The sequence below is a fragment of the Rhizobium sp. NXC14 genome (genome assembly GCF_002117485.1).
Classification (GTDB): Bacteria; Pseudomonadota; Alphaproteobacteria; order Rhizobiales; family Rhizobiaceae; genus Rhizobium.
On sequence record NZ_CP021030.1, the window covers coordinates 1,088,970 to 1,112,832 of the forward strand.

Annotated in this window: 25 protein-coding genes, 1 tRNA gene and 1 pseudogene; 16 read left to right on the forward strand and 11 right to left on the reverse strand. The window is 62.9% G+C overall.

From position 1 onward, the window contains the following. Positions 1 to 29 precede the first annotated feature (29 nt). Complete coding sequence (locus NXC14_RS05325; protein ID WP_085779991.1) at positions 30 to 1,094, forward strand: dipeptidase; 1,065 nt, start codon at positions 30 to 32, stop codon at positions 1,092 to 1,094. A gap of 295 nt (positions 1,095 to 1,389) precedes the next feature. On the opposite strand, the gene NXC14_RS05330 is transcribed toward NXC14_RS05325, so the two are convergent. Together NXC14_RS05330 and NXC14_RS05335 are read right to left on the reverse strand one after the other, a co-directional pair. After that, positions 1,390 to 2,583, reverse strand: coding sequence for a TCR/Tet family MFS transporter (locus NXC14_RS05330; RefSeq protein ID WP_085777272.1), 1,194 nt, complete (start codon positions 2,581 to 2,583; stop codon positions 1,390 to 1,392). 453 nt (positions 2,584 to 3,036) lie between these two features. Then, positions 3,037 to 4,008, reverse strand: coding sequence for an IS110 family transposase (locus NXC14_RS05335; protein ID WP_085777273.1), 972 nt, complete (start codon positions 4,006 to 4,008; stop codon positions 3,037 to 3,039). Between the two features lie 332 nt (positions 4,009 to 4,340). Here NXC14_RS05335 and NXC14_RS05340 point away from each other — a divergent pair, with 332 nt between their 5' ends. Together NXC14_RS05340 and NXC14_RS05345 are read left to right on the forward strand one after the other, a co-directional pair. Beyond that, complete coding sequence (locus NXC14_RS05340) at positions 4,341 to 7,316, forward strand: NAD(P)-dependent oxidoreductase (RefSeq protein WP_085777274.1); 2,976 nt, start codon at positions 4,341 to 4,343, stop codon at positions 7,314 to 7,316. A 276-nt stretch (positions 7,317 to 7,592) separates the two neighbouring features. Then, entirely contained in the window at positions 7,593 to 8,543 is a 951-nt protein-coding gene (locus NXC14_RS05345; RefSeq protein ID WP_085777275.1) for an IS110 family transposase, read from the forward strand. 176 nt (positions 8,544 to 8,719) lie between these two features. Here the strand turns inward: NXC14_RS05345 and NXC14_RS05350 are convergent, their stop codons facing one another. Together NXC14_RS05350 and NXC14_RS05355 are read right to left on the reverse strand one after the other, a co-directional pair. Continuing rightward, positions 8,720 to 9,691, reverse strand: a complete 972-nt coding sequence (locus tag NXC14_RS05350) for an IS110 family transposase (RefSeq protein WP_085777276.1) — start codon at positions 9,689 to 9,691, stop codon at positions 8,720 to 8,722. Between the two features lie 352 nt (positions 9,692 to 10,043). Next, complete coding sequence (locus NXC14_RS05355; RefSeq protein ID WP_085777277.1) at positions 10,044 to 10,451, reverse strand: hypothetical protein; 408 nt, start codon at positions 10,449 to 10,451, stop codon at positions 10,044 to 10,046. A gap of 262 nt (positions 10,452 to 10,713) precedes the next feature. On the opposite strand from NXC14_RS05355, the gene NXC14_RS05360 reads away from it, so the two are divergent. Beyond that, positions 10,714 to 10,790, forward strand: a tRNA-Pro gene (locus tag NXC14_RS05360). Between the two features lie 687 nt (positions 10,791 to 11,477). Then, on the forward strand, positions 11,478 to 11,717 hold the full coding sequence (locus NXC14_RS05365) for a DUF982 domain-containing protein (RefSeq protein WP_085777278.1): 240 nt from the start codon (positions 11,478 to 11,480) through the stop codon (positions 11,715 to 11,717). A 26-nt stretch (positions 11,718 to 11,743) separates the two neighbouring features. On the opposite strand, the gene NXC14_RS05370 is transcribed toward NXC14_RS05365, so the two are convergent. The 3 genes from NXC14_RS05370 to NXC14_RS05385 form a co-directional block, all read right to left on the reverse strand. Further along, on the reverse strand, positions 11,744 to 11,971 hold the full coding sequence (locus NXC14_RS05370; RefSeq protein WP_085777279.1) for a hypothetical protein: 228 nt from the start codon (positions 11,969 to 11,971) through the stop codon (positions 11,744 to 11,746). 13 nt (positions 11,972 to 11,984) lie between these two features. Continuing rightward, on the reverse strand, positions 11,985 to 12,248 hold the full coding sequence (locus NXC14_RS05375; RefSeq protein ID WP_085777280.1) for a hypothetical protein: 264 nt from the start codon (positions 12,246 to 12,248) through the stop codon (positions 11,985 to 11,987). 808 nt (positions 12,249 to 13,056) lie between these two features. Then, positions 13,057 to 13,704: a S24 family peptidase gene (locus tag NXC14_RS05385; RefSeq protein ID WP_085777282.1), complete on the reverse strand. Its 648-nt coding sequence runs from the start codon at positions 13,702 to 13,704 to the stop codon at positions 13,057 to 13,059. An 83-nt stretch (positions 13,705 to 13,787) separates the two neighbouring features. Between NXC14_RS05385 and NXC14_RS05390 the strand changes: the two genes are divergently transcribed. From NXC14_RS05390 to NXC14_RS05435, 10 genes and pseudogenes are all read left to right on the forward strand, one after another. Further along, entirely contained in the window at positions 13,788 to 14,012 is a 225-nt protein-coding gene (locus NXC14_RS05390) for a hypothetical protein (protein ID WP_085779992.1), read from the forward strand. A gap of 136 nt (positions 14,013 to 14,148) precedes the next feature. Further along, positions 14,149 to 14,415 (forward strand): RNA polymerase subunit sigma-70, encoded by a 267-nt coding sequence (locus tag NXC14_RS05395; RefSeq protein ID WP_085777283.1) that lies wholly within the window; start codon positions 14,149 to 14,151, stop codon positions 14,413 to 14,415. A gap of 35 nt (positions 14,416 to 14,450) precedes the next feature. Next, complete coding sequence (locus tag NXC14_RS05400) at positions 14,451 to 14,819, forward strand: hypothetical protein (protein WP_085777284.1); 369 nt, start codon at positions 14,451 to 14,453, stop codon at positions 14,817 to 14,819. Continuing rightward, positions 14,785 to 15,173 (forward strand): annotated as a pseudogene (locus tag NXC14_RS33290) (hypothetical protein). The gene NXC14_RS05400 and the pseudogene NXC14_RS33290 overlap by 35 nt, the downstream one beginning before the upstream one ends. Further along, positions 15,170 to 15,466 carry a GcrA family cell cycle regulator gene (locus NXC14_RS05410; RefSeq protein ID WP_085777285.1) on the forward strand — a complete coding sequence of 99 codons (297 nt, stop codon included), beginning with the start codon at positions 15,170 to 15,172 and terminating at the stop codon, positions 15,464 to 15,466. The pseudogene NXC14_RS33290 and the gene NXC14_RS05410 overlap by 4 nt, the downstream one beginning before the upstream one ends. Then, complete coding sequence (locus NXC14_RS05415; protein WP_085777286.1) at positions 15,463 to 15,672, forward strand: helix-turn-helix domain-containing protein; 210 nt, start codon at positions 15,463 to 15,465, stop codon at positions 15,670 to 15,672. Before NXC14_RS05410 ends, NXC14_RS05415 begins: the two co-directional genes overlap by 4 nt. 14 nt (positions 15,673 to 15,686) lie before the next feature. After that, complete coding sequence (locus NXC14_RS05420; RefSeq protein ID WP_085777287.1) at positions 15,687 to 16,280, forward strand: hypothetical protein; 594 nt, start codon at positions 15,687 to 15,689, stop codon at positions 16,278 to 16,280. A gap of 917 nt (positions 16,281 to 17,197) precedes the next feature. Beyond that, on the forward strand, positions 17,198 to 17,602 hold the full coding sequence (locus NXC14_RS05425; protein WP_085777288.1) for an Imm50 family immunity protein: 405 nt from the start codon (positions 17,198 to 17,200) through the stop codon (positions 17,600 to 17,602). Between the two features lie 29 nt (positions 17,603 to 17,631). After that, positions 17,632 to 18,033 carry a GFA family protein gene (locus NXC14_RS05430; protein WP_085777289.1) on the forward strand — a complete coding sequence of 134 codons (402 nt, stop codon included), beginning with the start codon at positions 17,632 to 17,634 and terminating at the stop codon, positions 18,031 to 18,033. Positions 18,034 to 18,328: 295 nt separating this feature from the next. Beyond that, positions 18,329 to 19,225, forward strand: a complete 897-nt coding sequence (locus NXC14_RS05435) for a glycosyltransferase family 25 protein (protein ID WP_085777290.1) — start codon at positions 18,329 to 18,331, stop codon at positions 19,223 to 19,225. On the opposite strand, the gene NXC14_RS05440 is transcribed toward NXC14_RS05435, so the two are convergent. The 4 genes from NXC14_RS05440 to NXC14_RS05460 all read right to left on the reverse strand — a co-directional run bounded on the left by NXC14_RS05440 (position 19,122) and on the right by NXC14_RS05460 (position 22,937). After that, positions 19,122 to 20,519 (reverse strand): HAMP domain-containing sensor histidine kinase, encoded by a 1,398-nt coding sequence (locus tag NXC14_RS05440; RefSeq protein WP_085779993.1) that lies wholly within the window; start codon positions 20,517 to 20,519, stop codon positions 19,122 to 19,124. The two genes, NXC14_RS05435 and NXC14_RS05440, sit on opposite strands and share 104 nt — an antisense overlap. Positions 20,520 to 20,577: 58 nt before the next feature. Further along, positions 20,578 to 21,261: a winged helix-turn-helix domain-containing protein gene (locus tag NXC14_RS05445; RefSeq protein ID WP_085777291.1), complete on the reverse strand. Its 684-nt coding sequence runs from the start codon at positions 21,259 to 21,261 to the stop codon at positions 20,578 to 20,580. 147 nt (positions 21,262 to 21,408) lie between these two features. Then, a complete protein-coding gene (locus NXC14_RS05450; RefSeq protein WP_245362132.1) occupies positions 21,409 to 21,753 on the reverse strand; it encodes a hypothetical protein in 345 nt (114 codons plus the stop codon). An 839-nt stretch (positions 21,754 to 22,592) separates the two neighbouring features. Beyond that, positions 22,593 to 22,937 carry a helix-turn-helix domain-containing protein gene (locus NXC14_RS05460; protein ID WP_085777293.1) on the reverse strand — a complete coding sequence of 115 codons (345 nt, stop codon included), beginning with the start codon at positions 22,935 to 22,937 and terminating at the stop codon, positions 22,593 to 22,595. A 107-nt stretch (positions 22,938 to 23,044) separates the two neighbouring features. Here NXC14_RS05460 and NXC14_RS05465 point away from each other — a divergent pair, with 107 nt between their 5' ends. Next, positions 23,045 to 23,791, forward strand: coding sequence for a glucose 1-dehydrogenase (locus NXC14_RS05465; protein WP_085777294.1), 747 nt, complete (start codon positions 23,045 to 23,047; stop codon positions 23,789 to 23,791). Positions 23,792 to 23,863 lie beyond the last annotated feature (72 nt).

Genomic DNA, 23,863 nt, shown 5'->3' on the forward strand with positions numbered 1-23,863 from the left:
TGATCCTGGCGATCCCGGAGGAGCCCGACATGGCCGAAATCGAAATCTTCGACGGGCACAATGACGCGGTTCAATTCATCGCGGAATACACCTCCGCCGGCCGCGACTTTCTGCTGCGGTCGGAAAGCGGGCATCTCGATCTGCCGAGGGCGCGTGAGGGCGGTCTGGTGGGCGGCTTGTTTGCGCTGCATGCAGGCCCGGAGCATCCGCCGGAAAACGACCTGATCATCAGAGAAGACGGCTACGAGGTGATCTATGCCGAGACCGTCGATCCGCTCTATGCCCGCAGGCAGATCGAGGCGCAGCGTCTAGCGCTGGAGACATTGATCGGTCGCTCCGGCGGCCGGATGCGCCTGGCGGTTGATGTCGAGGAGATCGCCGCCGCCAGAGCCGAGGGCGCCTTTGCCGTCGTGCTTCACATGGAGGGGGCGGAAGCGCTGGATGGCGAGTTCGACTATCTCCATCGCCTGCATGCAGCCGGTCTGCGCTCGCTGGGTCCGGTCTGGAGCCGCCCGAACATCTTCGGCTTCGGCGTTCCCTTCGCCCATCCCAAGTCGCCGGATACCGGCCCCGGGCTGACCGGGAGCGGCAAGGATCTGGTCAGGACCTGCAATCGGCTCGGCATCATGATCGATCTGGCGCATCTCAACGAACGGGGATTCTGGGATGTGGCGGCCTTGAGCGACGCCCCGCTCGTCGCCACCCATGCCTGCGCCCATGCCATCTGCCCGTCGACCCGCAATCTCACCGACCGGCAGCTCGACGCCATTCGCGACAGCGACGGCGTGATCGGCTTCAACCTCTCGGTCAACGACATCCGCGCCGATGGCCACCTGAACGACGATACCCCGCTCGATCTCGTCGTTGAACATATCAAATATCTGATCGATCGCGTCGGAGAAGACCGGGTCGCCCTCGGATCGGATTTCGACGGCGCGGTGATTCCCCGCGCGATCGGCGATGCCAGCGGCTTGCCGCATCTGTTCGAAGCAATGCGCAAGCGCGGGTTCGACCAGCAGAGCCTGTCGAAATTCGCCTTCGACAACTGGCTGCGCGTGTTTGCGTTGACCTGGAAGAACGGCCGGTCGGCGTGAAGGCGATTTCGACAAGCGCGGTGCAGGCGGGGGGAGGCGCCGCGCGGCCAGGCAGGCTAAAGGCGTCACCCTCTCCTCCCTCATTCCTGTGCTCGTCACAGGAATCCAGCCACCGCGCGTCGGCGCGGTGAATGACTCATGCAATGTCAAAGAGTTCCCGCGCCCAAGGACTTGGGCGCACTGGATTCCTGTGACATCCCCTCGGGCCTTGCCCGAGGAAGGGAATGAGGGAGGAGAGATGGGCCTGCCTCAGCCACTGTCCCTTTTGTGGGCCGGGGGACGGGCGACACCCATGCTAGCCTGCCGCAACCCTCTCTGGCTTCTTCAGCCCGAGACCGAGAACCAGCGGCACGCTGATCGCATAAACCGCGACGACGGAGAGCCAGATGGCGCCCGGCCATTGCTGCCGGACGAGGAAGTAGAGGCTGGAGAAGCCAAGCGGGGCGACGATCGAGGCGAGGCTGACGGCCGAGGCGAGCACGCCCTGGAACTGGCCTTGGCTGTTTTCATCGACCTGCCGGGTCGCCAGCGACTGCAGCGCCGGCACACCGATGCCGCCGAGCGTAAAGACCGGCATGATGGCGAAGATCATCCAGCTCCGGTCGGCAAAGGCCATGGTGCAAAGCGCGATCGAGACGCCAGCGACGCCGGTCAGGATCGCGCCGCGTTCGCCGAGCAGTTTGACGGCCGGTCCGGGCAGGAAGGCCTGGGCAAGCGCCTGGCAGAGACCGAAGGCGCCGAGCGACAGGCCGATCGCAAGCCCGTTCCAGTGAAAGGCGTCGCTGCCCCAGAGCGCCCAGCAGGTGCCATAGGCCTCGCCGGTGGCGCTGAAGAGGAAGAAGAGGATGATGATGGGCAGCAGGCTTTTGACCTCCAGCACCGAGCGCAGCGGCTGGAGTGGATTGAGGGTCGCGAGATCGATCCTCTCGCGGCTGCCAGGCCGCGATTCCGGCAGAACGAAGAAGGCGAGCAGCAGGTTGGCGCCGTTGAGCGCGGCGGCTGCGATGAAGGGCAGCCGCAGCCAATGATCGCCGAGCACGCCGCCGAGCACCGGGCCGATGATGAAGCCGAGGCCGAACATGGCGTTGAACAGGCCGAACCGGCGGGCGCGTTTTTCCTCCGGCGAGATGTCGGTGATATAGGCGGTGGCCACCGAGACGTTGGCGCTCGTCAGCCCGGCGACCGCCCGGCCGATGAACAGCAGCAGCAAGTTGGGCGCCAATGCGAGGAACAGGTAGTTCACGGCCGCGCCCGCGAGCGAAATCAGCAGCACGGGCCGGCGGCCGAGCCGGTCGCTCAGCGCCCCGAGCACCGGCGCGAAGATGAACTGCATCACCGCATAGAGTGCGGTCATCGCGCCGATATAAGGCGCGACGTCGTCGCTGTGGGTGATGTCCTGCAGCAGCGACGGCAGGATGGGGAAGATGAGCCCGATGCCGACGGCATCGAGGACAATGGCGGTAAAGATGACGATAAGGGATCTGGTCATGGGTGCGTTCCACGGTCGACGCGAGCGCACGAGCGCCCACGAGAGTGCGCCGATGGCTCACGATGAGGCCTGATCTTGTCAGGCGTTGGTTTCAGGGAGGTGCTGGCCGAACCATGGCTGATGCGCATGGCCGGCGTGTGCTCGACCGCCTGGACGACCCATTCGTCCACCTGTTTACTCCGCCACTGAGCGGATCAAGGGAGGCAGTCGCTTTTCGCGACGGGAAAGACATACGCCGGATGGTTGCGTGCGGCAAGTCTGTTTTGAGTGGGTGAGCGGGCAGAGGCCTCGGACCGACGGTTGCCCCTCACCCTAACCCTCTCCCCGTTCTGACGGGGAGAGGGGACGTGCCCTGCGAGAGGTTGGCGAGGGACGGAGAGGTCGCGGCCCGGTCCCTTCGCCCCGCGAGCGGGGAGAAGGTGGCGGCAGCCGGATGAGAATCTGTGTTGGCTGTCAAGGCGGATTTGGTGTCCAGAGACGGTTCTGAGATAGAAGGCAGTTTGCCAGCACGAGCAGCTTTCGCATGATGGCGACAAGGATGACCTTGGCTGGTTTTCCTGTGGCTTTGAGCGTGTCTGCGAAACGAGCAAGCGCGGGATTGTAGCGACATGCCGACAAGGCGGCCATGTAGAGCGCGCGCCGGGGTGCGGGCCTGCCGGCGCGGATGGAACGACGTCCGGTTCGTGCACCGCTGTCGTTCGCGATTGGGGCAAGCCCTGCCAGCATGGCGGCCTGTTTGCCCGAACATGTCCCCAACTCGTCCATGCCGGCCATCAAGGCCAGGGCCGTGACGCGGCCGATGCCGGGAATGGAGGTGAGGATCTCGGCCTTGCGGCAGAGCTGCGGATCCTCGCCGACACATCGTTCGATCTCTTTGTCGAGACGTTCGACATGCTGTTCCAGCCGTCGCACAAGGCGGTTGAGTTCGCCGCGCAGAAAGGCAGTGGTGGCAGCCTTGCTGCGATTCTGCAGGGCGGTGATGTCGCATTTGGCTGCCGATCGTGCATTGACCAGCTCCTGCAAGGCCTCGATGTGAGGACTTGGCGGCGTGTCGGCCGGCGGGCGCAGGCTCTCGGCCAAGAGCGCCAGGAAACGGGCATCTAGCCGATCGGTCTTGGCGAGATAGCCGCAGGCGCGGGCAAACATGCGCGCGCGCAACGGATCGACCACGGCGACGGCAAAGCCATCGAGCCAAAGCGAGTGATGGGCGGGGCGATGGAACTTACCGGTTGCCTCCATCACGATGCTTTTGGGCCGATGCCTGGCCAGCAGCCGTTTCAGCTGGTCGATGCCGGTCTTGTCATTGCTAAACCGCCGGCTTTCGCCCAGCGGATGCAGATGAACATCAAGCCACTCTTTACTCACGTCCACACCGGCATAAACTACCGGCATCGCGTCTTCTTGGAACGAAACCTTGCCTTGCATGCGGGACTTGCTCCCCATCATCTGTTCAGGACAAACGCGAGGACGGCCGGACCAATCTCATCCCCGGTTCAAGCCAAGGGGCCTGCGGTCCCGGCCGTCCGCACTCCGGCGGATGGCCATCCGCCGGAGTGCGCACCGATCATCAATCAGCGCGAATTGAACATGCAAGGGGCAGGCATCGGCGCGTCCCGCCTGCTGCCAAACGCGCGAACATCACCGCAGCCATGGCAATGGCGCGTTTCGCCTGTCGTTCGGCGCATATGAGCTTGTCCTGCCGGTGCACTCACTTCACCATGAAGGCAATTTCAGCTCCGGACAGAGACAGGCAGGCAATGACAGAAATTGCGCAGATGCAGGAACAGCGACTGAGCGCCCTTCGACAGACCGCGTCGGGTGCGCCAAAACTGCCGTCCAACCCGTTTTTCGGCGTCGGGCCGATTACCGATGCGACGACCGACGAGGTCGACAGCCGCCTGCGGCGCATCGCCTTCGACGCCTGGATCGAGAAGACCTATCGCAAGTTCGACGATCGGGGCAACGATCTCGGCGGCTTCACCACGGCCGAGATCTCTCGCAGCATGCATCGCGGCTACCCGGCCGACAAGATCCTGACAGACATGATGCGGGCGATCCATCGCTATTTCGGCTTCCCGAAGGTCAACCGCATGGCGGTCGGGCTCGGCGGCGGCCATAGCGGCTTCACCGTCTGCATCCAGCATTTGATGAATGCCAACGACGCCGGCCAGCGCGTCTATGTCGACACGCCGCGGCCGGAGAGCAATCCGTCGAAGGCCGCCGGCTTCTTCCGCCAGTCCTGGGCCACACAGCTGATCGAGATGCAGCGCTTCGCCGAAAAAGGCTGCGAGAGCCGCATTCATTTCGCCGCCTCCGAAGGCGTGATCCCGACGGCAGCCGAACTTGCCGACCTCGGCGTTTCGATCTTCGTCGGCGTCGGCCACGAGACGACGGGGGCGAACGCCTATACCAGCCGCGAAATCCGCGAACTCCTGAGCTGGCTCGACGGCGACCCGGCCAACCGCCATGCGGTGTTCGACGCCACCTCGATGCTCGGGGCCATGCCGTGGGAGCCGGAACTGGTCAGCGCCGTGATGGCGAAATGCTGCCTGTTCATGCCGTTCCAGAAGGCGATCGGCGGCATTTCGGGTTATTTCGTCGCCTCCTTCACCCCGCATGCGCTGGCGCTGATCGAGAAGAACCAGCAGGATCCGGCCTGGGCGATCCCGCGGCAGCTGAAGATCGCGCCGCCGATCGATCCCCGGCAGCCGTTTTCGGCCAAACGCTCGGTCGATGCCGGCCCGTTCTACGATGCCGCCGAGGACCGCATGCTCGGCGGCGTCATCAACACCTACAGCGCGCTCGCCTTTGCCGAGACCACCTTCGGCCTGCTGCAGTCTGAGGCCCGGGTCGGCTCCGTCGTCGATCTCAACCGCCGCTCCGCCGCCAACCGCGCCGTGATCGACGAATGGGTCAAGTCGCACCCGCTGCTGTCATTGACCGTCACCGATGCCGATCGCCGCGGTGCTGCGGTGACGCTGCTGAAGGTCGAGGACGACGGCATCACCGACGCCGACATCCACGCCCGGATCATCGCCCGGTCGAAGCAGCTGCTGGGTTATGAGGGCATCACCCATCCGAACGGCGAATACGAGCCCGGCCTCGACGCGGCCCGCTACGTCAATGCCTTCCCGGGCACGCCGGGCGATTACCGCGCCTGGGTCGGCGGCATCCGCGAGCCGGAGGATGTCGTGGCACTGCTGGAAAATCTGCAATATGCCTATCTCAGAGCCAAGATCGTCGTTCTCGAGGAGGAGCTGGCAAAGCACGGCGTGACCTTCGAGGCGCCGGTCAAAGCCGAAGGCGCCCTGCGCAAGGACGATCCGACCCGCGCTTACACGGTGCTGATCGCCGACCTGGTGGGCCTGCGTTTCGGCGCCGACGGCGAGCCTGATTACAGCGAGGTCAAGGCCTATATCGAGGAGAAGGGTGGCGTCTTCCATCTCGGTCCGCTCGGCGATCGCGCCGGCCTCGAAAAGGGCCGCATCCACTTCTTCTATCAGCCGAACCTCAGCACCGAGGCGGAGATCCTGCCGCAGACCGACAAGGGCCAGTACGACGCGCTGATCGCGGCGGCGACCTTCATTCCAAAGGCCTCGGTCTTCCCGCTCGGCGGCGTGCGCATCGGTGCCGGCACCGGCAATATGGGCTCGGCTTCCTGGGGCGGCGGCAATGGCGAGGGCGGCACTTCGGCCCTGATGAATACGCCGGGGATCAACAGCCGGGCGACCGCCCAAATGGTGATGAAGGCGATCCTGAAGGTCGTTCCCGACTTGCCGGTCGATAGATTGCACCGCATGGTCGCGGGCGGCGATTTCGACACGGGCCGTCAGCTCAAGGATTTCCCGACGGCAAAGCTTGAGGGCCGCAAGCTCGCCGTCCTCGGCTACGGCAATATCGGCCGTGAAGTCGCCAAGCTCGGCAAGGCCTTCGGCATGAATGTGGCGATCTATGCCCGCGAGCACCACAAGCGCTGGATCGAGGCTGAGGGTTTCGACTATGCCGCAAGCCCGGTCGAAGCGGCTAGAGGCGCCGACGTGCTCTCCGTCCATATCGGCCTCGGCCGCCTGGATGCATCGACCGGCGTCTATTCGAATGCCGGCACCGTCGATGCAGAAGTGCTCTCCGCCATGAAGGACGGCGCGGTGCTCGTCAATTACGACCGCGGCGAAGTCGTCCATCCCAATGCGCTCGATGCAGCACTGGCATCCGGCAAGATCGCGCATGCGGCAATCGACGCCGACCTGTTCCGGGACGCTGCGACCGGCACGCTCAGCGGCCCGATGCTGCCCTACCTGCCGCTCGAACAGCGCCACAAGGGTAAGCTCGAACTGCTGCCGCATGCCGCTGCCGACACCGACCATCCCTCACGGGTGACCGGCGCCAAGCAGGCGGTCGAACAGATCTTCGACGTCATCCGCTTCAAGTCGGTCGTCAATCTGAAGGGCGACCTGCCGGAGGGTTACGTCTCGGCCGGCAGCCGCACGCCGGCCGGCATCGGCAAGGTGACGAAGCAGGTGGTCGCCGAGGCCGGCGGCAAGGCCGAGCTTCTGGAAGAGCTGCGCCAGACCTCGGAAAGGATCGCCGCCATAACAGGCGCGCTTTCCGCCGTCTCCGACCCGGATCACCGCGCGCGGATCGTCGAACGCTACACCGCCCTCCTGGTCGAAAATGCCGACCGGCAGCGGGCGCTTCTCGACCAGCTCGGCCTCTACGGGCCGGCGGAGGGGTGAGACCTATCGACGGCTCGTCGGGCAACGACGGCTCCTGTCATTGATGTCGTGCCGCGAGGCCCCCTCATCCGACCCTTCGGGCCACCTTCTTGGATGAAAAAAATGTAGGATATTGATGCTTGCCGGGCGGGTGGCCGCCCGCCCGGCAGCTGGTTGTCGGATCGTCACCTTCTTAGCCGTTTTGGGCTGTGGGGAGCAGGATCGCAACCGGCTCTTCATCTGGCCCGTGTGGTTGCAGGAACCTTGGGGTTCGTATCCAAGACAGGGACGACGAAGATGACCGATAATAGCATGATTTGTGCCGGAATCGATGTCGGCAAAAGCCATCTCGACATTGCCCTCCATCCCGGTAAGGCAAGGCTGAGGGTCACGTACGACACCGCTGGCCTGAAGGCGCTTGACGCCTTTCTTCGAGAGCATGACGTCAGCCGCATCGGCTTCGAAGCCTCCGGCGGCTATGAATGGCGGCTGCTGGCGCATCTGCGGGCCGGCAAGCGGCCGGCGGCGCGTCTGCAGCCGGCGCAGTTGCGCTTCTTTGCCAAGAGCCGGCTCAAGCGGGCCAAGAACGATCGGCTCGATGCCGTGCTGATTGCGCTGTTCACGGCAAGTCTCGAGCAGTTGCCGGCGCTGCCGGACGCACGCTTCGACAAGTTGGCCGCCGAACTGACCTATCTGGAACAGATCGAGCAGCAGATCGCGCTGGTCAAGACCTTTGCCGAGACCGCCTTGTCGGAGGCGATCAAACGCCGCCACCTGCGCGAGGTCGCCCGCCTCGAAACCTGCCGCAAGGCCCATCTGCTGCGGCTCGAAAAGACGGTTCGCGACGATTGCGACTTGGCGCAACGGCTCGATCTGCTGATCTCCATCAAGGGGATCGGGCTGCGCAGCGCCCTGTGCTTGATCATTCGGCTGCCCGAACTCGGCCATGCCAGCCGCGCCGAGATCGCCGCCCTTGCCGGCGTCGCACCCTATGACGACGATAGCGGAAAATATCACGGCAGACGCCGCATCCCGGGTGGTCGCGAACGCCTGCGAAAGAGCCTGTTCATGTGCGCATTCACGGCAACCCGGCACAATCCGGATCTCGCCGCTTTCTACACGCGCTTGCGTCAGAGCGGAAAGGAGCACCTGCGCGCCGTTATAGCCGTCGCCCGAAAACTCATCGTTCTCGCCAACACAATCCTCTTTCGAAAGACCGAATGGACGCCCCAATACCGGAAAAATTGAACATGGTTGCTCCCCGCTGGGGAGAAGAGGGAGAGTGGCGCTTCGCCATCCACCCCATTGGATGAAGTGCCTACAAGCAGGCGGGTTCGTTTGCCAGTGTCGGAGCGACTTGCTTTCCCTTCTCCCCAGCGGGGAGAAGGTGGCCCGAAGGGTCGGATGAGAATCTGTGTTGGCTGTCAAGGCGGATTTGGTGTCCAGAGACGGTTCTGAGATAGAAGGCAGTTTGCCAGCACGAGCAGCTTTCGCATGATGGCGACAAGGATGACCTTGGCTGGTTTTCCTGTGGCTTTGAGCGTGTCTGCGAAACGAGCAAGCGCGGGATTGTAGCGACATGCCGACAAGGCGGCCATGTAGAGCGCGCGCCGGGGTGTGGGCCTGCCGGCGCGGATGGAACGACGTCCGGTTCGTGCACCGCTGTCGTTCGCGATTGGGGCAAGCCCTGCCAGCATGGCGGCCTGTTTGCCCGAACATGTCCCCAACCCGTCCATGCCGGCCATCAAGGCCAGGGCCGTGACGCGGCCGATGCCGGGAATGGAGGTGAGGATCTCGGCCTTGCGGCAGAGCTGCGGATCCTCGCCGACACATCGTTCGATCTCTTTGTCGAGACGTTCGACATGCTGCTCCAGCCGTCGCACAAGGCGGTTGAGTTCGCCGCGCAGAAAGGCAGTGGTGGCAGCCTTGCTGCGATTCTGCAGGGCGGTGATGTCGCATTTGGCTGCCGATCGTGCATTGACCAGCTCCTGCAAGGCCTCGATGTGAGGACTTGGCGGCGTGTCGGCCGGCGGGCGCAGGCTCTCGGCCAAGAGCGCCAGGAAACGGGCATCTAGCCGATCGGTCTTGGCGAGATAGCCGCAGGCGCGGGCAAACATGCGCGCGCGCAACGGATCGACCACGGCGACGGCAAAGCCATCGAGCCAAAGCGAGTGATGGGCGGGGCGATGGAACTTACCGGTTGCCTCCATCACGATGCTTTTGGGCCGATGCCCGGCCAGCAGCCGTTTCAGCTGGTCGATGCCGGTCTTGTCATTGCTAAACCGCCGGCTTTCGCCCAGCGGATGCAGATGAACATCAAGCCACTCTTTACTCACGTCCACACCGGCATAAACTACCGGCATCGCGTCTTCTTGGAACGAAACCTTGCCTTGCATGCGGGACTTGCTCCCCATCATCTGTTCAGGACAAACGCGAGGACGGCCGGACCAATCTCATCCCCGGTTCAAGCCAAGGGGCCTGCGGTCCCGGCCGTCCGCACTCCGGCGGATGGCCATCCGCCGGAGTGCGCACCGATCATCAATCAGCGCGAATTGAACATGCAAGGGGGCCTCGCGGCACAACCAAAATTCATCATTGGCTCGGTGACTCCGTGCCCGACCCCGTCCCCGTCCCTGAAACGATCCGCAACTGCCCCTCGTGCGGATGCTTTGAGGCTAGACTTGTAGCCCCAAACGAAAACAGGCGGCACCCTGGCCGCCTGTCTCCATGTGCCGGACGAAGCGTCCGTTATTTCTGTTCGGGCGCCAGGAACTCTGCGCAATAGGACGGGCCGTTGACGCCCGGAATGTCGGCGACGGTGCGGATGTCGCGGATCGTGTAATCGGAATTGGTGGTGATTTCGGCCTGGCAGCGCAGATAGGCGGTGCGGGCGGCGGCGATCTGCTTGCCGCGCTTGCCGTCGGCGCCCTCGGCATATTTCGCCGGAATGCGCACGGTCTTGTAGCCGCCGCGCCAGGTGTAGATGGTGCTCGCACCTTCCTCGCGATCGCTGATCGGCGGCCCGTAGGCGGCAAAGAAGACGCCGGCCGATTTGCCGACCCAGCGGGCCTCGATCGGATTGCCGGCGGAAGGAATGGTCGTGCATCCGGCAAGCGCAATTGCAAGCCCGGCCGCGGTAATGGTGCGGAGTTTCATCGTGTCGTCCCTGATCTCTAGCGCATTGGCCGCGAAGCCGCCGTCACGGCGGTTTCGCCTGTCCCGCCGAGCCCTTTAGCGCGGAACCCGGCAAAAGAAAATTGCCCCTTTTGCACTTCCGTTCGATTTGCTCAGAGTGTGTCTTTTTGCAGCAGCGGCCCATTCCGGCCTCTGTCATCAACCGGTCGAAAAATCCGTCGCCTTTTTGAAATTTGGCGCTTGTGCAACCAGATAGGCTGTTCTATAGAAGCGCCGCTGGTCACGGAGTGTAGCGCAGTCTGGTAGCGCACCACGTTCGGGACGTGGGGGTCGAGTGTTCGAATCACTCCACTCCGACCAGCTAGAAACCCCGCCACGGCGGGGTTTTTCATTTTCGGATCGAGTGATCATGCGGACCGCTTAGAAAGCGTTTGCTGCCTGCTGTAAGCTCCGCGCTTGCATGCGCACAACACCGTTTGATCTCTTCCGTGGTCATGATTTCGTGGAGCCAATATGCGTGATGGAAAGGCGGAGCTGCCGCGGTAACAGCACTCCGCGCTCCAAGGAAAAGCCCAGAATAGGTCCAACCGCCTCCGGAGATTCAACTTGACAAAGAAAGCCCCGCGAAAGCGGGGATTAAGAAAGGGGGGTGTTTCCTTAGGCATTGCGCGTCTGGGCGCTGTGCAGTTACTTTACACAAATCAATATTTATTGCAATGATTAATACTATCGTGAATGCTAGTCTGGCGGCTATATAGAGATGAGTAGCCGTAAGATTGCAGCTTTATACTCCGAGGTGCAGATTATTTACAACTCAGGACTGATATCTATTCAGTGGGCCCTCCAACGAGATTTGCTAAACCCCCCGTCTCCCGTGCGTCAGGCGGTCGACCCAAAAATCGGTCGCCACGTTTTTCTGGCTCTCGAACGTCTGGCTGCCCGCAAGTTGATTCGCTCGGCGACAATTAGATGTGAGATAGTCATCGCAACCGGAACGAGTTCGAGCGCCGCTCGTTGAGTCGCGTGTTCCGCGTGAGGGGCTGCATCATGAGCAGGAGACGAAGCTTCAAGCCGGTGAAGATCACCATCAACGGCAAGACCAGGACCGTTTACAACGTCGTTCAGGCCGGCAATGCCTTGCTGAACGACTGGCCGGAGCAGACGCCGGCGGCCAAGGCCGCCGAGCTGCTGGTGCTCGATGTGTTCAACGATGTCGCCGAGCCCGAGCAGGTGCGCCGCGCCTTCATCACCGCGGCGAAGGCGAGCGACATCAAGTTCAGCTCCTGACCAGCGGCGCTTCGAAAACCATTCGCTTACTTCCATGATGCTTGCTTCCGATTATCGAGGTCGGGATTCTTGAGTTGCGGCTGCATCCAGGCGGCCGAGACGATCGCCGCCAGCAAGCCGAAGGCGATGCAGGTGATAGCCTGGAGCCGCCAGGAGACGAAGGTGACCGGCGCCGGGATAATGGGCTTCTCTCCGCATTGGCCGGGCGGGCAGGTACAGCCGGAAAAGGCTTTGATGATGCAATCGGCGGACATGTCGGTTTCTCCCTCAGGCATAGAGCTGATCGCGATCGGTGATGCCCATGATCTCGCGGGCATAACGGTAATGCGCCTCGACGCTGGCCGTGGCGCCGCGCAGCCATGACGGGCCGCGGACCGAATGTTCGGGGCGGCCGAGATAGGCAAAGCCGAGGGCGCCCATGCGCTGGGCCTCGTTGGCCATATAGGCATCGCAGTCGTCGAGCCCTCGCACCGCATTCCAGCGGGCGTCCCGCCGGCTCTGCTCGGTCTCGATCCTGCGGATATGCTGCATTGCTCTGCCCTCTCGTGCCGGCCGGTCGGCATATCGGAAAAGGTACATAACATACCCCAAATCGTCAATCAAAAAAGGTACAGAAAATACCTTACAGATTGACGAGGTACGAATCGTAGGCGTATGTCTCGACCAGATGATTGGGCGACCGGGTGCAACTCCCGAGCTGACGAAGCCCAGCGGCGCGGGAAGCGAAAGTCCTTAAGTGCGCTGTCAGAAAATCAGGACGAGGGCGAAGCGAGTGGCCCCTCTGGCACGTGTCCCATCCCGGCTCCGGCCTTCAGGACATGGCCAATGCTCTCCCGGCCTCATGGGCTTTGCTCATGGGGTAGGGGGAAGCTTTGGCCGGAACCCTCCCTCACCAGCCTTCAGGAACTGGAAAGAGATGGAAGAGAGAGGGAGTGAGAGAGATCCGGATATCGCAGGCGCGCGGGGCGGGCGATGATCCGCTCTGCGGCGCGTCGCGGCCTTTGGATCGGACGCCTGCGCTCGAAGCGGTTGTTTGCAGGCGCGTCAGTGCAGCGAGGTCGCTGCAGGCACCTTGCGCGGGGCGAGTGGAGCCCGGGTAGAGCGGGCTTCGGTCTTGAGAGCCGTCTTCGTTGTGAGGGGTTCACCACAAAGCAGGATCGCCTGCGTGGCGCCGAAAGCGGTGATCAGCACGGCAAGTGTCGCGATTTGGAACCAGATCCTGCCGGCTCGTGAAGACGGGCGGATGATCTTGAATCTGTTTGGGAAGTGGTTGGAATTTTGCTGCAACGGTAAGCGTTAAGTCACAGATTAGATTTATATTTTTTGAAGAGCCTTGCTCTCACATCTCGATCACCGACCGGCGGACGCGGCCGACGATGGTGACGGCGCCGTGGAATTCCGGCGGCGGCACGTCCTCGTAGGAGGCGGGCTGGAAGGGCGGATTGTCGTTCGGGCGGTAGCGCTTGTAGGTCGCAGCCCCGGTCTCGTCGGCGACGACATAAAGCGCGTTCGGCGCCAGGCGCTTGTCGCGGCGGTTGACGAAAATGATCGAGCCTGGCGGCGAGATCTTGTTCATCGAATTGCCCTCGACCTCGAGCGCGATCCAGTCGCCGTCGGGCAGATCGAGCGCGGCGACGGTCGGGAATTCGGAGAAGTCGGTGATCGGCGCCTGCTCGGTCAGCTGGCCGGCGCTGACCCAGGAGATCTTCGGCACGTCGGCGACGGAAACCGGCCGCTCCTCCGGATCGAGCGCATCGCCGGTTCCGAACTGCAGCCAGTTGAGATTGACCCTGAACGCCTTGGCATATTTCTTCGCGTCGGCGATGCCGAAGCCGTTCCGGCCCGACTCGTGCGCCTTGTAAACATTGGCGTTCCAGCCGAAACGATCGACGATCGCCTTCGGCCCGGCAAAGCCCGCGTTCTTCCTGGCCATGACCAGACGCTTTGCGCGTTCTTCGCGCTCAAATTGTTCCTGATCTTTCAACATGATATAAATAATACCCTAAAAAAAGGTACATGTAATCCCCTAAATCGCTTGACGTGCGAGGTATTTTACGTACCCTTATGCCCATGACAAGCACTGATTACATCAACAACCGGCCCCTGCTTTCAGGCATTGCCAATGTCCGCTACACCGGCTGCCCGCGCTGCGGCAGGGCGCTGTCGATCGCCGAGGTGATCGAGCGCCATTGCGAAAATTGCGGCCGGCAGACCGAGCCCGAAGAGATGCGGCAGACGCCGGTCTTCCCCAGCTCTCCGCCGATGATCAATTCCGACAGCCTCACTCCTCCCTGAAGGCTATCGGCAGCTGGCGTCGCCGCGCTCCCTCGGCGACGCCGGCACCTTCCACAAGATTTGAGACAAACGATCTCGCCGGCGCCCGCTTTGCGAGAAGGCCTCGGCCGCGGATTGAATGAAAAGAGATCAAACGATGAGCACCGCCCCGGCGCATCAAGCCACTCACATGAACGCCCTCGAGCTCTTCCGCTCCGGCCGGGATTATATCGAAATCGCAGCCATCCTCGGCGTGCCGGTGCCTGCGGTGGAAAGCGAGATTCACCGTCTTCGCAGCGCCGAGAAGGGCGACACCGCCCAGCAGGATCATGACGGCCGCGCGGTCCGGCGTTTTCCCGGCCGCGCAGTAAGGCCGGGCGCCCTGGTCAACTTCGCCCGAGGGCGGCCGAGGCTCCCGGTATGACGACGGCAACACGTCGCGAGCGGAAAAGCAATCGCATGGAAAAGGCAGAGATGAGCAAGGACATCATGGAGATCCTCAGCCCCGTGCTCGGGCAGGAGCTGGCGGCTGCGATCATCGAGCATCGCAGCCGCACGCTGAAGAAGCCGCTGACGGCCTATGCGGCGAGGATCCAGCTCAAGGAATATCTCAAGACCGGCAACCCGGTCGAAGCCGCCGAGATGCAGATCCTGCGCGGCTGGCGGGCGATCAAATCCGATTGGTATTTAAATGAAAAGGCGAGGGAAGCCGGGTCGATCAATGCAAGCACGGGCAGAAGGACAACGGTCGATGCCGCAAGAGATTTCCTCTCCGGTGAAGATCATAGCGGGGATGCTTTCGGGCTTTCCGGCCTGCGCCGGCATTGATCCCGACATGCAGATCCGCGCCTATCTCGTCGCCATCGACGGCATTGCGGCAGAGGCGGTCTGGCGCGCCGCCAAGCTGTTCCTGTCAGGCAAGGTCAGGGACCATAACCGCGCCTTTGCCCCGAGCGCGGCGAGCTTTGCCGAAATTGCCCGCCAGCAGCAGGCGGTGATGGAAGCGCAAAGCCGCCCGCGCGTCGAGGCGCCGCCCGAACCGCCGCAGCCGAAGGTCGCCGCCCACAAGATGCGGCTGCTGAGACAGGCAGCCGCAGCGCCAAGCGGGCGCTGGCTGAGATGTTTCCCGACAATCCGGTCATCGCAAGGGCCGCACGAGACGCACAGGAGGCAGTGGGATGAGAGATCTGTTCTGGACGGAAGACAAGATCGTCAAGGCGCAGAAGCTCTGGCAGGAGGGCTTGTCGGCACGTCAAATCGCCGAACTCTTCGGCTCGAAGAAGAACACCGTCATCAACATGGCGCATCGCAACCGCGACCGGTTTCCGCCGAGGCAGGACCCGCGCAAGACGCTGGCGGTCGCCAGCGCGACGCCCGCACCGATAAGCCATCCCGACCGGGTGCGGCGGGTGACGCTGTCCGGCGCCGAGGTGACGATGCCGCGCGTGCCGACGATCGACGGGCCGGCGTCATGAGTGCCGTGACCAGTGCTGTGACCCCGCGCGAGCGAGAGATCATCGGCTGGATGGCGCAAGGCAAGACCGCCGCAGAGATCGGCGCCATCCTCGGCATCTCGCCGATCACCGTCAACACCCACATTGCCAATGCCAAGGCGAAACTCGGCGTGTTCAGGGAGACCGCCCTGGTCGCCGCCGCGCTGCGAAACGGCATCATTCGATAGGAAGGATAATCAGCATGGGCGGCAAGGCCACCAAGGTGAAGATACAGCGGGCAAACAAGGGCGCCGGCCGGCCGCGCAAGGCCAATGTCGAGCGTTTCCCCTGCGGCAAGATCAAGCCCTTCGAAACCGAGAAGGAGAATATCAGCGTCGCGATGGCGGCGCGCCGGCGTATCCACGGCTTCGGCAGGACGGTTGATGACGAGACGGTCAGGAGCCCCTATGCCGGTTATACCCTCGGCCGCATGTTCCTCGATGGTCTGATCACTGACGAACAGCGCCAGGCCGGCGACGACTATGCCGAGGTCATGGCCCGCTACCACAAGACGACCGGCATCCCGGCCCCGAGCCCGAGGGCCCAGTCGCTCTTCGCCGTCAAGGGCCATGAAGGCGAGGTGACCGAAAGCCTCGCCGACCGCGCCCGCAAGGCCAGCAACCGCATGATGGAACTGCAGGCCGTCCTTCTGCGCTGCGAGGACGGGCCGCAGGTGCGCAGCACCGTCTATAACGTGGCGGTGATGGATTACGAACACCTGCGCCAGATGCCGCCGCAGCAACTGCTGTGGCTGCGGCGGGGCTTGATCGCGCTAAGGAGGGCGAAGGTTGGGTAATATGGGTGTCGGCCCCAGAGCGTGCCTCATCCTCCGTCCGCACCGGCGGGTGCGTTGGGCAACAAGGCCAACCCCACACTCCGTCATCCCAGGGCTTGACCCTGGGATCCACAGCCACGCACGCGGCTGCAGTTGTTTGCGTCGCACACCATCGGCACGCAGTGCCTCGCCCGCGTGGATCCCAGGCTCAAGGCCTGGGATGACGGAGGAGAAGTGGTGCCGGGAGAGATAGGCGGCGTCGGCGCGACGACGTTCCGGCAAAGGCGGCGCCTCACGCTGGCCGGCGGTACCACGCCAAAAGCCGCGCCTCACGCGCTTCACCCGCGGTCGCTCCGGCAACAGCGGGCGCAATCGGCACCGGCGGTGCGTTGGGCAACAAGGCCAACCCCACACTCCGTCATCCTAGGGCTTGACCCTGGGATCCACACAGCCACGCACGCGGCTGCAGTTGTTTGCGCTGCTCACCGTCGGCAAGCAGTGCCTCGCCCGCTGGCTTGACCCGAGGATCCACGCTGATCTCCAACTCCGGGCATGGATCCCAGGCTCAAGGCCTGGGATGACGGAGGGTGCGGGTGCGGCTCCAATCGCGAAGCCGATCGGAAGTGGGTAATGGCGTGGGCGCTTCCAAACCTATGGACGCGTCCTGGCTTTGACCGGAGTGGGCCGCACAGAGTATCGAAGTGCATGGCTGTGTTATAAGCACCTCCGCACGGCCCACAAACCTTACGATCGGCGGAGCCCGTTGTTCCCGAGCCGACGAAGTATTTTGATCGATCGCAGAAGGGGCGCCGCTGCTAATTTCGGTCACTTTGTGGCTTCAGTTTCCGTTGCTACGCCATCTTGAATTGCTATGCTGACGCCAGCAACTTTTCGTTCGGGTCGTCCATGATCTATTCTGATTTGCCCGGGGGGCAGAATTGCTGGCGTGGTTTGGTAAACAGCCAACTTTCCACGACGCGGAAATCATCAGCCTTTCCCTCAACCGAACCGGCGCGAGTGAGTTGAAAATTCATGGCTGGATCATGACCGACGATGTTGATCTCAACGGTTATATCGTCCTCGATAAGCACGCCGTAGTGACGTTTAGGCTCGAAGGGGTCATGGATCTTCAACTGGATGGGTTTAGCGGCCAGAACGTCATTGCGGGATTAGTCCTCCGCTATGCGATCGACAGAGGTCGATCCTGCTATTATGCCATGCCTGAAGACCCCCGCGATATCGAAATTGAACTTATCCCATGCTACGGCCTGGACGGCTTCATCAGAGCAAAAAAGGTCGCCATCTCGTTCAATCCGGGCCGCCCGACAGGCGAGCGAGCGTAAAACAACGGTTTCAACATGGAATGAGCCAAATGCCAGTCTTTCATGCCAAGTGCATCTGCGGCGCCCTGTGCCTGGAGGTCGATGGCGATCCGGTGCACAATCACGTCTGCACGTGCACGCGCTGCCAGCGCGCATCCGGTAGCGCTCTCGCCCACAATGTATGGTTCCGTGAGGAAGATGTCCGGATCGTTTCGGGAGACTATTCCCTATGGTTAGGCGAAACCGTACCGGATGTGATGAAAGCCTTCTGCCGGATCTGCGGTGGGGGCGGATTTTCCAGATCCGGCGCATACTTCCCCGGCACCGTCGTCATCGCGGCCGGCACATTCGCCGATCCGTCCTTTCCTGCGCCCGATCACGTTCATTGGTGGGACAATCGCCCTCAATGGATCGACCTCGCCCACTCGATCGAGCGTCATGCCGGAAATTAGGGGTTCCGGCCGACGCGAGTTTCTGACTCCGGCGCGGCACGCAATGGGTCGCCGTCGTCATCGAAGGCGTGATTGATGTCATGATCGCGGGAAGGGAAGTGACCCATTGCGTGCAGCAAGCGAGATCTAGCGCGGCATTCTTACGGGCTTTTTGCCGGGACAATACCAATCCGTAAGAATGCATCGCTCTGGCCGGCGATGGCGCAGCTTACGAAAATGTATGATTCAGGCGAAGTCCCGGTGAGATTGGCAGCGCAGGCTTGGCGTCGTCATTGCCAAGTCGAGGCCAAGTCTCATGAATATGCGCGCCACACCTGCCGCCCTTATGCCTGCCTTTCATCCGGTCAGCCTGCGGGTGAATACCTATCTCATCAATCTCGACCGCGCGCCGTTGCGACGGTTTCGAATGGAGCGGCTGCTGTCAGGCTTCGGCCTTGCCTATGAGCGCGTGGCGGCCGTCGACGGGGCGGGGTTGAGCCTGCCGCATCCCGACTTCGACGAGAGATCCTATCTCCGCCGGCACGGCCGCCGGCCGAACCTTTTCGAGATCGGCTGCTATCTCAGCCATGTCGTATGCGCCAGGCGCTTCCTCGGCAGCAATGCCGAATTCGCGCTCATCCTCGAAGACGACCTCGACTTCGATGATGATTTTGCCGAGCTGCTCGAGGCCGCCCTCCAGCACGAGGCGCAGTGGGACATTCTGCGGCTCTCGACGGTCAATTCCGGGCGGAAGCACCGGGTCGAGCCGCTGACCGCCGCCCGCTCGCTCGCCATCGCGCTGACCCGCGAGAAGGGCTCCGGCGCCTATCTGATCAACCGCAAGGCGGCGGGCTGGATTGTCGGGGCGATGTTGCCGATGCGGCTGCCCTATGATCTCGCCTTCGACCTGGAGTTCGATGAGGGGCTACGCGCCTGCTTCGTCGATCCGCTGCCGGTGAGCCAAAGGGCCGATCCCTGCTCGCAGATCCAGGCGGGGCTTTCGGCCTACCGGCTCGGCCGCCGGAGGCCTTGGAGCGTGCTGCCCTTTCGCGCTGCGGCCGAAATCCGCCGTTTTGTTGCCCGCTTCGTCAGGCTCGCGGCATGGCGGCTCAGGATTTCTCCGGCATCAATGGGAAGGCGATCGAAACGCGAAGGCCGGGATAATTGTCCGTCAGCGCAATCTCGGCCGAATGCAACTCGGCGATCGCCTTGACGAGGCTGAGGCCGAGGCCGCTTCCCGGCGTCGTGCGGCTCTTGTCGATCCGGTAGAGCCGCCGGAAGACCTTGTCCCTTTCCTCGGCGGGTATGCCGGGGCCGGTATCGGCGACCGAGAGAAGGGCGCGGCTGCCGTCGCGGCGGAGCGAAAGCGTGATGCCGGTTCCGGCCGGGCAGTGGGTGATCGCGTTCTCCACCAGGTTGGCGATCATCTGCGTCAGGAGATCGCGGTCGCCCCAGATGACGGCAGGCGCGCGCCCGGCGATCCGGAACGACTGCCCCGCGTCTTCGGCGACATCGACATAGACCTCGGAGATGACGGTGAGCACGGCGTCGAGATCCGTCTGCTGGAAACGCTCCTTGCGGGCGCCGGCCTCGATCTGGGAAATGCGCAGCAGCGCCTCGAAGGTGGCGTTGATGCGGTCGCTCTCATTCCGCGCCTCGTCGAGCAGAGCCGAAACATCCGCCTGCTGCTCGTTTCCGGCCGCGGCAGCATCGAGCGTCAGGCGCAGCCTGTTGAGCGGCGTTTTCAGATCATGGGCAATATCGGCGCTCACCTGCCGCATGCTCTCGACCAATCGCTGCAGCCGCTCCAGCGCGGCGTTGATCTGGATCGCCACCGTATCGAGATCGTCGCCGTTGCCGGTGATCGGAATGCGGGCGTCGAGCGCGCCGTGGGAGACCTCGTTCATGGTGTTGGCGACCCGGTCCAGCCGTGCCTGGGCGCGAACGGCGAGAAAGACGCCGCCGCCGATCGCCGTCGCCACCACGATGGCGGCTGCCCATTCGAAGCTGACCAGCACGATCCGCAGCATCTCGTCGGCATCGTTGAAGTTCTCGGCCACGACAAGGCTGTAGGGGCCGATCGTCGAGACCTGCATGCGGTAGCGTTCATGCCCCTTGAGCCCGACATCGCCCGAGGTGACAGTATAGACGCCGTTCGGGATGCGGGGTGCCGCGAAATTGCCGGCAAGCTTGCGCCCGCCGGCATCGGTCAGCGAATAGAGCCCGTCGGAGGTCGACTGGAAGCTTGCATAATTGTTCAGCGTGTTGATCAGATCTTCGGTGTCGCCAGGCTGATAGGTCGAGACAATCAGTGAATTCATCTCGCTCAGCGACTGGTCCACATCGCGGCCGAGGCCGAGGCTGAGCATGTGATAGATGATCGCGCCGCTGAAGACGAAGGCGACGACGAAGAGCACGCCGAAGGTGACGGCCAGGCGAAACGGCGTGCTCCTGCGCAAGCTAGAGCATGATGCCGAAAAGTGTGCGCGGTTTTCGGAAGACATCATGCTCTTACTCTTTAAATTGCGAACAGGATTTGAGATTTTCAGGCCGATGGGCCTGAAATCATGCTGGTCGAGGCGCATGCAGGCTGTATCCGGTGTTGCGGATCGTATGCAGGAGCTGGACCTGGAACGGCTTGTCGACCTTGGCCCTGAGGCGGCTGATATGGGTCTCGACGACGCTGGTCTTCGGGTCGAAGTGGAAATCCCAGACCCGCTCCAAGAGCATCGTCTTGGTGATGACCCGGCCTTCGCCGCGCATCAGCACCTCGAGCAGGGTGAATTCGCGCGGCTGCAGCTCGATCACCTGGCCGGCGCGCCGCGCCTCTCGCCGGATCAGATCGAGCTCGAGATCGGCGACCTTCAAGACGGTGCGCTGCTCCTGCACCGGCGGGCGACGGCCGAGTGCATTGACGCGCGCCAGAAGCTCGGAGAAGGCGAAGGGTTTGGTGAGATAATCGTCGCCGCCGGCCTCCAGCCCCTCGACCCGATCGTCGACGCCACCGATCGAGGTCAGGAACAGCGCCGGCGTGCCGACCTTGGCAGCCCTGAGGGAACGCACGATCGCCAGGCCGTCGAGGCCCGGCAGCATGCGATCGACGACGATGACGTCATAGGCCTCGCGCTGCGCCTGAAACAGCCCGTCGCGGCCGTCGCCGATGACGTCACAGACATGCCCGGCCTCGGAGAAGCCCTTGGCGATATAATCGGACGTCTTGGTATCGTCCTCGATCAGCAGGATTCGCATCGGCCGCTCCCGACATGCCTGGTGCGGCAAGATCTAGCCGAGACGACAGTCTGGCGGCAACTTACGGATTGGTAAGGCAGGGCGGGCAGGGTGCTCCACCGGTGAAGTTCGACTCGAGTGTGACAATGCCTCCCTGCAACTAGGGGCTCATTGCTGCTGGTTGCCCGTCCGGCCGGTCGGAGCGGCTCCCCACTGGCGTTCAAAGAATTTCGTCTTGGCGCCGAGATAAACGAGCGCGAGCAACAGGGCGATGCCGAAATAGCGGTGGACGTAGACCGTGGCCAGAAGGACGAGCGCGATGCCGCTGGCGCAGATGAACCCGAAGCGGATCGAGTACGGCTTGTCCTTTCCTCCCCACCCCAAGCCGAGGCCCAGGAGCCACGCGAGGAAGATGAAGCTGGGCACACCCCATTCGGACAACCAGAAAGATCTGAACAGCACGCCGGACACGGCCAGCAGACACGCTACGACCAACGAACAAACTCTGATCATCCCTGTGCCGCCTCCATGATTCCGAAATTGGCGGATCGGTTAGCAATGAAATGATGCAACATGCAAAGGCGGCCTTCCCGTGGTGGCTGTGTCACAACCCGATCGCGATGCGCAATCACTAGCAGCGGAACTTAAACCAAAGGCAAATACGTATGGTTGTGTTCTAACTAAATTGCGCGGGAACTCGCAGACGCCATCAGCGCCGCGGTCGCGTCCGCTGAGGTGTGAAAAAAGCCGGACGATGCGTGTTACCCCTCATCCGCCTGCCGGCACCTTCTCCCCGTTCTGACGGGGAGAAGGGGATATGCCGCACGCAACCGGGACCCATGGCTCAAAGCCCCGGGGTGACGCAAGCCGAGTGCGCGATCTCGTTAACTTTTTGCGCGACGACGAATGGCAACCGCCTTAGGCGGCGCCGGCAGGGCTGCGTAGCCGTTGGCCGGCAATGGCAGCGACATCACAATGGCTTCAGGAGGGCAACATGACTTCCATATTGCATAGGCTGCGAAGTCCTCATTTCACTTCGTTATAAGTTTCTGCCAAAACCTTATAACGCGTCGGCAAGTCTCGATCAGCCGGGCATGGATCCCAGACTCAGGGACTGAGGCGCAGGGCCGGGATGACGGAGTTTGAAGGTACGTTCTGCCAATTCGCAGCGGATGGCGCGTCGGCTAACGGTGAGTGATGAAGTTTGGCGGTGAGATCAGAAAGCGCGATGTCCTGGTTTTGCCAGGGGTCTGCGTTTGCCGCAATCGCCTCCCCACCCTCCGTCGTCCTCGGGCTTGACCCGAGGACCCAGGCCTGCACCGGCAGCACCCATCGAAGGTATTCAAGGTCCGTCAACCCGTCTTCAGCTGCTCGGGAAGCTGTCCGTAAGCCGTCAGAATCGCCCTGACCAAGCCGGGAAAGCGCTCGTCGAGTTCGGCGCAGCGGGTCTGGTTGCGCATCTCCACCCCCTGGCGCTCGCTGCGGATCAGGCCGGATTCGCGCAGGACCTTGAAATGGTTCGACAGCGACGATTTCGGAATGACGCGGTCGCCGAGATCGGCGAGCGCCGAACAGGTGCCGCCGCAGGCGGTGCCGGCGAGTTTGGCGAAGATCGCGACGCGCTCCGGATCGGAGAGCGCATAGAGGATCGCCTCGGGTTTTATGTCCTCCAGGGCGGGGTGAAAAATCGGTCGCATGAATTTTATATAGGGCCACTTGACATCGAGATCAACAGTTCCGAATTTCTGAACTACGGAACAAGGCCGTCAATTCCGGCGGTCATCCGGATCAGAAGGAACAAGAAATGGCTAAGCTCACAGGAAAGGTCGCAGTGGTCACGGGAGCCTCCAAGGGCATCGGCGCCGCGATTGCCAAAGCGATGGCGGCTGAAGGTGCTGAAGTGGTGGTGAATTACGCCTCGAGCAAGGCCGGAGCCGAGGCCGTGGTCGAGGCGATCGGTGCGGCCGGCGGCAAGGCCATCGCGGTGCAGGGCGATGTTTCCAAAGCCGAGCAGGCGCAGGGCGTGGTCGATGCCGCGGTCAAGGAATTCGGCAAGCTCGACGTGCTGGTCAACAACTCAGGCGTCTATGAATTCGCCCCGATCGGCGAGGTGACCGAGGAGCACTATCGCCGCATGTTCGACGTCAATGTTCTCGGCGTTCTCCTGACCACCCAGGCAGCGGCCAAGCATCTCGGCGAGGGCGGCAGCATCATCAACATCTCCTCGGTGGTCACCAGCATCGGGCTGCCGGCCACTGCCGTCTACACCGGCACCAAGGGCGCCGTCGAGGGCATCAACAGCGTGCTTGCCAAGGAGCTTGGCCCGCGCAAGATCCGCGTCAACGCCATTCTGCCGGGCATGGTCGAGACCGAGGGCACCCACACGGCCGGCGTCATCGGCTCCGATCTCGAACAGAACATGGCCGACCAGACGCCGCTCGGCCGCATCGGCCAGCCGGACGATATCGCCGATGTTGCCGTCTTCCTCGCTTCCGACGATGCCCGCTGGCTGACCGGCGAACGGCTGGTCGCGAGCGGCGGTTTCCGCTAAGGCTTGCGATGTCGGTGCGTGCGCCTTTATGGAGGCGCGCGCATACTGTGTCGGCAGAAGGTTCACCCCTCC

Excerpts from the sequence above, each read along its gene's own strand:
- NXC14_RS05420 (WP_085777287.1), top strand. The coding sequence starts at position 15,687 with ATGGGCGGCAAGGCCACCAAGGTGAAGATACAGCGGGCAAACAAGGGC.
- NXC14_RS05325 (WP_085779991.1), top strand. The coding sequence starts at position 30 with ATGGCCGAAATCGAAATCTTCGACGGGCACAATGACGCGGTTCAATTC.
- NXC14_RS05390 (WP_085779992.1), top strand. The coding sequence starts at position 13,788 with ATGACAAGCACTGATTACATCAACAACCGGCCCCTGCTTTCAGGCATT.
- NXC14_RS05385 (WP_085777282.1), bottom strand. The coding sequence starts at position 13,704 with ATGTTGAAAGATCAGGAACAATTTGAGCGCGAAGAACGCGCAAAGCGT.
- NXC14_RS05465 (WP_085777294.1), top strand. The coding sequence starts at position 23,045 with ATGGCTAAGCTCACAGGAAAGGTCGCAGTGGTCACGGGAGCCTCCAAG.
- NXC14_RS05345 (WP_085777275.1), top strand. The coding sequence starts at position 7,593 with ATGACCGATAATAGCATGATTTGTGCCGGAATCGATGTCGGCAAAAGC.
- NXC14_RS05450 (WP_245362132.1), bottom strand. The coding sequence starts at position 21,753 with ATGATCAGAGTTTGTTCGTTGGTCGTAGCGTGTCTGCTGGCCGTGTCC.
- NXC14_RS05435 (WP_085777290.1), top strand. The coding sequence starts at position 18,329 with ATGAATATGCGCGCCACACCTGCCGCCCTTATGCCTGCCTTTCATCCG.
- NXC14_RS05460 (WP_085777293.1), bottom strand. The coding sequence starts at position 22,937 with ATGCGACCGATTTTTCACCCCGCCCTGGAGGACATAAAACCCGAGGCG.
- NXC14_RS05375 (WP_085777280.1), bottom strand. The coding sequence starts at position 12,248 with ATGCAGCATATCCGCAGGATCGAGACCGAGCAGAGCCGGCGGGACGCC.
- NXC14_RS05400 (WP_085777284.1), top strand. The coding sequence starts at position 14,451 with ATGGAAAAGGCAGAGATGAGCAAGGACATCATGGAGATCCTCAGCCCC.
- NXC14_RS05440 (WP_085779993.1), bottom strand. The coding sequence starts at position 20,519 with ATGATGTCTTCCGAAAACCGCGCACACTTTTCGGCATCATGCTCTAGC.
- NXC14_RS05355 (WP_085777277.1), bottom strand. The coding sequence starts at position 10,451 with ATGAAACTCCGCACCATTACCGCGGCCGGGCTTGCAATTGCGCTTGCC.
- NXC14_RS05335 (WP_085777273.1), bottom strand. The coding sequence starts at position 4,008 with ATGCAAGGCAAGGTTTCGTTCCAAGAAGACGCGATGCCGGTAGTTTAT.
- NXC14_RS05415 (WP_085777286.1), top strand. The coding sequence starts at position 15,463 with ATGAGTGCCGTGACCAGTGCTGTGACCCCGCGCGAGCGAGAGATCATC.
- NXC14_RS05370 (WP_085777279.1), bottom strand. The coding sequence starts at position 11,971 with ATGTCCGCCGATTGCATCATCAAAGCCTTTTCCGGCTGTACCTGCCCG.
- NXC14_RS05445 (WP_085777291.1), bottom strand. The coding sequence starts at position 21,261 with ATGCGAATCCTGCTGATCGAGGACGATACCAAGACGTCCGATTATATC.
- NXC14_RS05410 (WP_085777285.1), top strand. The coding sequence starts at position 15,170 with ATGAGAGATCTGTTCTGGACGGAAGACAAGATCGTCAAGGCGCAGAAG.
- NXC14_RS05395 (WP_085777283.1), top strand. The coding sequence starts at position 14,149 with ATGAGCACCGCCCCGGCGCATCAAGCCACTCACATGAACGCCCTCGAG.
- NXC14_RS05330 (WP_085777272.1), bottom strand. The coding sequence starts at position 2,583 with ATGACCAGATCCCTTATCGTCATCTTTACCGCCATTGTCCTCGATGCC.
- NXC14_RS05365 (WP_085777278.1), top strand. The coding sequence starts at position 11,478 with ATGAGCAGGAGACGAAGCTTCAAGCCGGTGAAGATCACCATCAACGGC.
- NXC14_RS05430 (WP_085777289.1), top strand. The coding sequence starts at position 17,632 with ATGCCAGTCTTTCATGCCAAGTGCATCTGCGGCGCCCTGTGCCTGGAG.
- NXC14_RS05350 (WP_085777276.1), bottom strand. The coding sequence starts at position 9,691 with ATGCAAGGCAAGGTTTCGTTCCAAGAAGACGCGATGCCGGTAGTTTAT.
- NXC14_RS05340 (WP_085777274.1), top strand. The coding sequence starts at position 4,341 with ATGACAGAAATTGCGCAGATGCAGGAACAGCGACTGAGCGCCCTTCGA.